The 6,008-nt window shown below is 63.5% G+C and carries 5 protein-coding genes; all 5 read left to right on the top strand.

What is annotated here, in order from left to right:
- Positions 1-1,017 (top strand): sarcosine oxidase subunit beta family protein (locus tag AC5E6L_RS08225; protein ID WP_491772536.1); only part of this gene is annotated, 1,017 nt, incomplete at its 5' end.
- Between the two features lie 11 nt (positions 1,018-1,028).
- Entirely contained in the window at positions 1,029-1,334 is a 306-nt protein-coding gene (locus AC5E6L_RS08220; protein WP_491228903.1) for a sarcosine oxidase subunit delta, read from the top strand.
- Positions 1,327-4,329, top strand: coding sequence for a sarcosine oxidase subunit alpha family protein (locus tag AC5E6L_RS08215; protein WP_491772534.1), 3,003 nt, complete (start codon positions 1,327-1,329; stop codon positions 4,327-4,329). Before AC5E6L_RS08220 ends, AC5E6L_RS08215 begins: the two co-directional genes overlap by 8 nt.
- Positions 4,326-4,868, top strand: a complete 543-nt coding sequence (locus AC5E6L_RS08210; RefSeq protein WP_491772532.1) for a sarcosine oxidase subunit gamma — start codon at positions 4,326-4,328, stop codon at positions 4,866-4,868. The genes AC5E6L_RS08215 and AC5E6L_RS08210 overlap by 4 nt, the downstream gene beginning before the upstream one ends.
- Positions 4,869-4,911: 43 nt before the next feature.
- Positions 4,912-6,008 (top strand): serine hydroxymethyltransferase (glyA, locus tag AC5E6L_RS08205; protein WP_491772530.1); only part of this gene is annotated, 1,097 nt, incomplete at its 3' end.

Raw genomic sequence — 6,008 nt, 5'->3', positions numbered from 1 at the left:
ATCCGCTCCAACTATCTCTATGACGAAAGCGCGCGGATGTTCGATCACGCGCTCGATCTGTGGGATGGGTTGAGCCAGGACCTGAACTACAATGTGATGTTCTCGCAGCGCGGCGTGATGATGCTGGCGCACAACGTCCATGACGTTCAAAGCTTCAAGCGTCACGTATATGCGAACCGGCTGAACGGCGTGGACAATGTGTGGCTGACCCCGGAGGAGGCCAAAGCCAGGTGCATGCCACTGAACATCTCCAGGAACGCACGCTACCCGGTGATGGGGGCCGCGTTCCAGCAGCGCGCCGGCACCGCGCGCCACGATGCGGTGGCCTGGGGCTATGCCCGTGCCGCCTCTTCCCGCGGCGTGGATATCGTCCAGAACTGTCCGGTCCTTTCCGTCCGGCAGGACGCCGACGGCAATGTCACCGGCGTTGAGACGGCGCGTGGTGTCGTCAGGGCCAGGAAAGTGGCCGTGTCGGTTGCCGGCAACACCACGGCCCTGACGGAAACCGCCGGCATCCGCCTGCCGCTGGAAAGCTATCCGCTGCAAGCCCTGGTCAGCGAGCCGGTCAAGCCGATCTTCCCCGGCGTCGTGATGTCGAACGCCGTTCACGCCTATCTCAGCCAGTCCGACAAGGGCGAGTTGGTGATCGGGTCCGGCACGGACCAGTACGTCTCCTACTCGCAGCGCGGCGGCCTGCCGTTGATCGAGCACACGCTGGCCGCGATCTGCGAGGTTTTCCCGATCTTCCGCCGGATGCGGATGCTGCGCAAATGGGGCGGTGTCGTCGACGTGACGCCGGACCGCTCGGCCATTGTCAGCAAGACACCGGTCGGAGGGCTCTACCTCAACGCGGGCTGGGGCACCGGCGGCTTCAAGGCAACGCCGGGTGCGGCGCACACCTTTGCCCACACCGTGGCTCGGGACGAACCCCATGCGATCAACGCGCCCTTCTCTCTCAGCCGGTTCGAAACGGGCCGCCTGATCGACGAAGCCGCCGCGGCGGCCGTTGCGCACTAAGGAGGAATGGGATGCTTTTGATTCATTGCCCCTATTGCGACGAAAAACTGCCCGAGGTGGAGTTTGAATATGCCGGCGAAGCGCATCTGGAGCGCCCCGAGGATCCCGCTGCTCTGAGCGACAGCGACTGGAAAGACTATCTTTTCACGCGTCGCAATGTGCGCGGCAACCATGCCGAGCAATGGCGCCACGTCCATGGCTGTGGCCGCTACTTCAACGCCGTGCGCGACACCGTGACCGACAAGTTTGTCGTCACCTATGAGATGGGGACCCCCTGCCCGTCCGGGGCTCTGCCAGAGGGCACATCCAATGGCTGATTACCGCGTCGCCGGAAAAGGGCGGATCAACCGCCGGAAGACAATTCGCTTCACCTTTGACGGGCGCCCCTTCACGGGGTTCGAGGGCGACACGGTGGCCTCGGCCCTGCTGGCCAATGGCGTGCACCTGATGGGGCGGTCGTTCAAGTATCACCGTCCCCGCGGTCCCGTGACCGCGGGGTCCGAAGAGCCCAACGCCCTGATCGGCACGTCGCGGGGCACCAAGGGTCGATTTGAACCGAACACCCGCGCGACCGTGCAGGAGATCCATGACGGGCTGGAGGCCACCAGCCAGAACAAATGGCCGTCGCTGAAAGTCGATGTGGGCGAAGTAAACGACAAGCTCCACAAGTTCTTCGCCGCCGGCTTCTACTACAAGACCTTCATGTGGCCCAAAAGCTTCTGGGACAGGGTCTATGAGCCCTTCATCCGCAGCGCGGCCGGTTTGGGCGTTTCCCCCACCGAGATCGATCCCGACACCTATGCGTCGCGCTATTTGCACTGCGATCTGCTGATCGTCGGCGCCGGGTCCGCCGGGCTGGGCGCCGCGCTGACCGCGGCGCGCAGCGGTGCCCATGTCGTTCTGGTCGACGAGAATGTCGAACTCGGCGGGTCCTTGCTGTGCGAAGACGGAATTGAAATCGACGGCAGGGCGGCAAGCGATTGGGTCGAAGCGGCGCGCGACGAATTGGCCGAAATGGACAATGTGCGCACCCTGACCCGGACCACGGCGATTGGCTACTATCATGAAAACATGGTGGCGCTCGCGCAGAAGCTGACCGACCATCTGGCGCAGGTTCCCGAACACGCCCCGCGTGAGCGGATGTGGCGGGTGCGCGCCAAGCAGGTCGTTCTGGCGCAGGGTGCGCTGGAGCGCCCCCTGATGTTTGACGGCAATGACCGCCCCGGCGTGATGCTGGCGGGCTCGGCCCAGACCTATCTGCATAAATATGGTGTTCTGGTCGGCAGGAACGTCGCCATCGCCACCAGCCATGATTCCGCCTGGTACGCGGCCTTCGATCTGGCCGATGCCGGCGCCAAGATTGCGGCCATCATCGATGTGCGGGCGGATGCCGATGCCGCGCTGCGCGCCGAAGCCGACAGGCGCGGTATCCGCGTGCATGTGAACCATACGGTCACCCATGCCAGGGGGAGGCTCAGGGTCAAGGGCTTGCGCGTGGCCAGGCAAAACGGCGCGGGCAGACCCACCGGCGCCTTTGTCATCGGCTGCGACGCGGTGTTGATGAGCGGAGGCTGGACGCCATCGCTTCATCTCTTCTCGCACACCAAGGGCAGCCTGCACTGGGATGAGGAGACCGGCGTGTTCCTGCCCGGAGAAAAGACCGAAAACTGCCACATCGCGGGCGCGGGCCGTGGGCTATGGGGCCACCAGAACACCGTGAATGACGGCGTCCTTGCCGCCAATGCCGCTCTGGCGTCGCTGGGTCACGATGCGCATGAGGCCCGCTTTGCCGTGTCGAAGGACCGGCCCGGCTCCGGTATCGTTGTCAGGGAACTGCCCACGGATGCCAATGCCGCCAACGCGCGCGCCTTCACAGACTTCCAGAACGATGTGACCGCCAAGGATATTCGCCTGGCCGTGAAACACGGGATGCGGTCGATCGAACATGTCAAGCGCTTCACCACCAACGGCATGGCCACCGATCAGGGCAAGATGGCCAATATGAACGGGTTGAACGTGGCGGCGGATCAACTGGGCCGTCCGGCGCCGAAAGTGGGTCTGACGACATTTCGCCCGCCCTATACGCCGACGACCTTCGGCACCTTTGCAGGCTATCACAAGGAAGAGCTGTTCGAGCTGACCCGAAAGACGCCCATCGACGGTTGGGCCGAGGAGAACGGCGCTGCGTTCGAGCCGGTCTCGCTTTGGCGTCGCGCCTGGTACTTCCCGCAAGCGGGGGAGGATATGCGCACAGCCGTCGCCCGCGAATGCGCCGCGACCCGCAAATCGCTGGGCATGTTCGATGCGTCGACCCTGGGCAAGATCGAGGTCGTGGGCCCCGATGCGGCCGAGTTCATGAACCGCATGTATACCAACCCCTGGACCAAGCTGGGTGTCGGACGCTGCCGCTATGGTCTGCTGCTGGGCGAAGACGGCTTCATCCGCGACGACGGCGTGATCGGCCGCATGAGCCAGGACCGGTTCCATGTGACGACGACCACCGGTGGCGCGGCGCGGGTTCTGACCATGATGGAACATTACCTGCAAACCGAATGGCCGGATCTGGATGTCTGGCTGACCTCGACCACCGAACAATGGTCGACGATCGCGCTGAACGGTCCGAATGCGCGCAACGTGCTTGAGCCGTTTGTCGAAGGTCTGGACATCTCGGGCGACGCCTTTGCGCATATGTCGGTTGCCGAATGCACCGTCGCCGGTTTCGAGGCGCGCCTGTTCCGCATCAGCTTTACCGGCGAGTTGGGCTTTGAGGTGAACGTACCCTCCGCGCATGGCCGCGCATTGTGGGAAAAACTGCATGCCGAGGGCCGGAAATACGATGTCTGCGTCTACGGCACCGAAACCATGCACGTGCTGCGCGCCGAGAAGGGTTACATCATCGTCGGTCAGGATACCGACGGCACGGTAACTCCGATGGATGCGGGCCTGTCCTGGGCGATCGGCAAGAAGAAGCTCGATTTTGTCGGCAAACGGTCTCTGGATCGTCCCGATATGCTGGTTCCCGACCGCAAGCAACTGGTTGGTTTGCTGACCGAGGATCCCGAAACGGTCCTCGAAGAAGGTGCCCAGATCGTCGAGCATGGCGACACCGACCTGCCCGCCAGGATGATCGGTCACGTCACGTCCTCCTATTGGAGTGCCGCGCTGAACCGCTCAATCGCCATGGCGATGGTCGAAGGCGGTTTCGAGCGCCACGGTAAATCCGTGGACATCCCCATGCCCGGCGCGACGCACGGCGCCAAAATCACGGGAACCAATTTCTATGATCCCGAGGGATCACGGATCAACATGTGAGGAACCCGGCCATGACGCAGGCTCGAATCGACCTTGATCTGAACGTCCGGGACCTGCCGTTCGGCGGCAAGTTCAGCCTGCGCTGCCGACAGGATAAGCGCCCCGCCCTGTCCAAGGCCCTCGGGCTCGACCTGCCCGGCAAGATCGGCGGCAGCGCCGGGGCGGGAACGCGCCGCGCCTTCTGTGTCGGCCCTGATGAATGGATGATCCTGTGCAGCGAAGCCGAGCGCGCCGAACTGGCCCAGGCCTGCGCTGCGCTCTACGGGGGGACGCCCCATAGTCTTGTCGATGTGTCCTTTCGAGAGGTTGGCATCGCGGTCTGCGGACGGGATTCCGCAACGCTCCTGAGCATGTTTTGCGCGCGCGACCTGAGCAGGATCGCCGTCGGCGGCGGTGTGCGAACCCTGTTCGACACCGCTCAGGCGCTCATCCTTCGTGACGGTTCGTTCGATTACCACCTTTATGTGTGGCGCTCGTTCCATCCGCATGTGAACGCGCTTCTGGGGGTGGGAGAGTCGGAACTGCAAACCGGTCTCTGAGCCCCGCCTACACCTGACCTTGTCGAAACGGGAGCCCCCGATCATGTCTTCTATTGTCTCTCTTCACCCCGCCGACGAACGGAACCGATCCGGCAGCACACTGTCCATCCCGGCGGACCCGGCCATCGAGGCGGCAATCAACGCGGAACTGGACCGTCAGGTCAATCAGATCGAGCTGATCGCATCGGAAAACATCGTCTCCGAAGCCGTGCTGAAAGCGCAAGGTTCGGTTCTGACCAACAAATATGCCGAAGGCTACCCCGGCCGCCGCTATTACGGGGGCTGCGAACACGTCGATACTGTCGAAGAACTTGCCGTGTCGCGCGTCAAGGAGCTGTTCGGCGCCGGCCATGCCAATGTACAAGCGCACTCGGGCGCGCAAGCCAACCAGGCCGTGTTTCTGGCGCTCTTGCAGCCGGGCGACACATTCCTTGGCATGTCGCTCGCCCATGGGGGTCATCTGACCCACGGATCGCCCGTCACCATGTCGGGCAAATGGTTCAACCCGGTCAGCTATGAAGTGGACGCCGAAACGCACCTGATCGACATGGAGCATGTGCGGGCAAAGGCACTCGAAACCAAGCCCAGGCTGATCCTCGCCGGCGCGTCCGCATATCCGCGTCCCATCGATTTTGCGACCTTCCGCGCGATCGCCGACGAGGTGGGCGCGTATTTCATGGTCGACATGGCGCACTATGCCGGCCTCATTGCGACGGGCGATTACCCGAACCCGGTGCCGCACGCCCATGTGGTCACCTCGACCACCCACAAGACGTTGCGCGGCCCGCGCGGAGGGATCATCCTGACCAATGACGAGGCGCTGGCCAAGAAGTTCAATTCCGCTGTCTTTCCGGGCAATCAGGGTGGCCCGCTCATGCACGTGATCGCCGCCAAGGCCGTGGCCTTCGGCGAAGCGCTGCAACCGGACTTCAAGCAATACACCAAGGATGTCATCGCCAACGCGCGGGCGCTGAGCGAGGTGCTGATCCGGGGCAATCTGGGTGTGATTTCCGGCGGCACCGACACGCATATGGTGCTGGTTGATCTGCGCCCCAAAGGCGTGACCGGCAAGGCCGCCGAAGCCGCGCTGGAACGCGCGGGCCTGACCTGCAACAAGAACGCAATCCCCTTCGATCCGGA

The organism is Roseitalea sp. (assembly GCF_984466335.1).
This window is presented reverse-complemented; position numbering and strand designations above follow the sequence as displayed.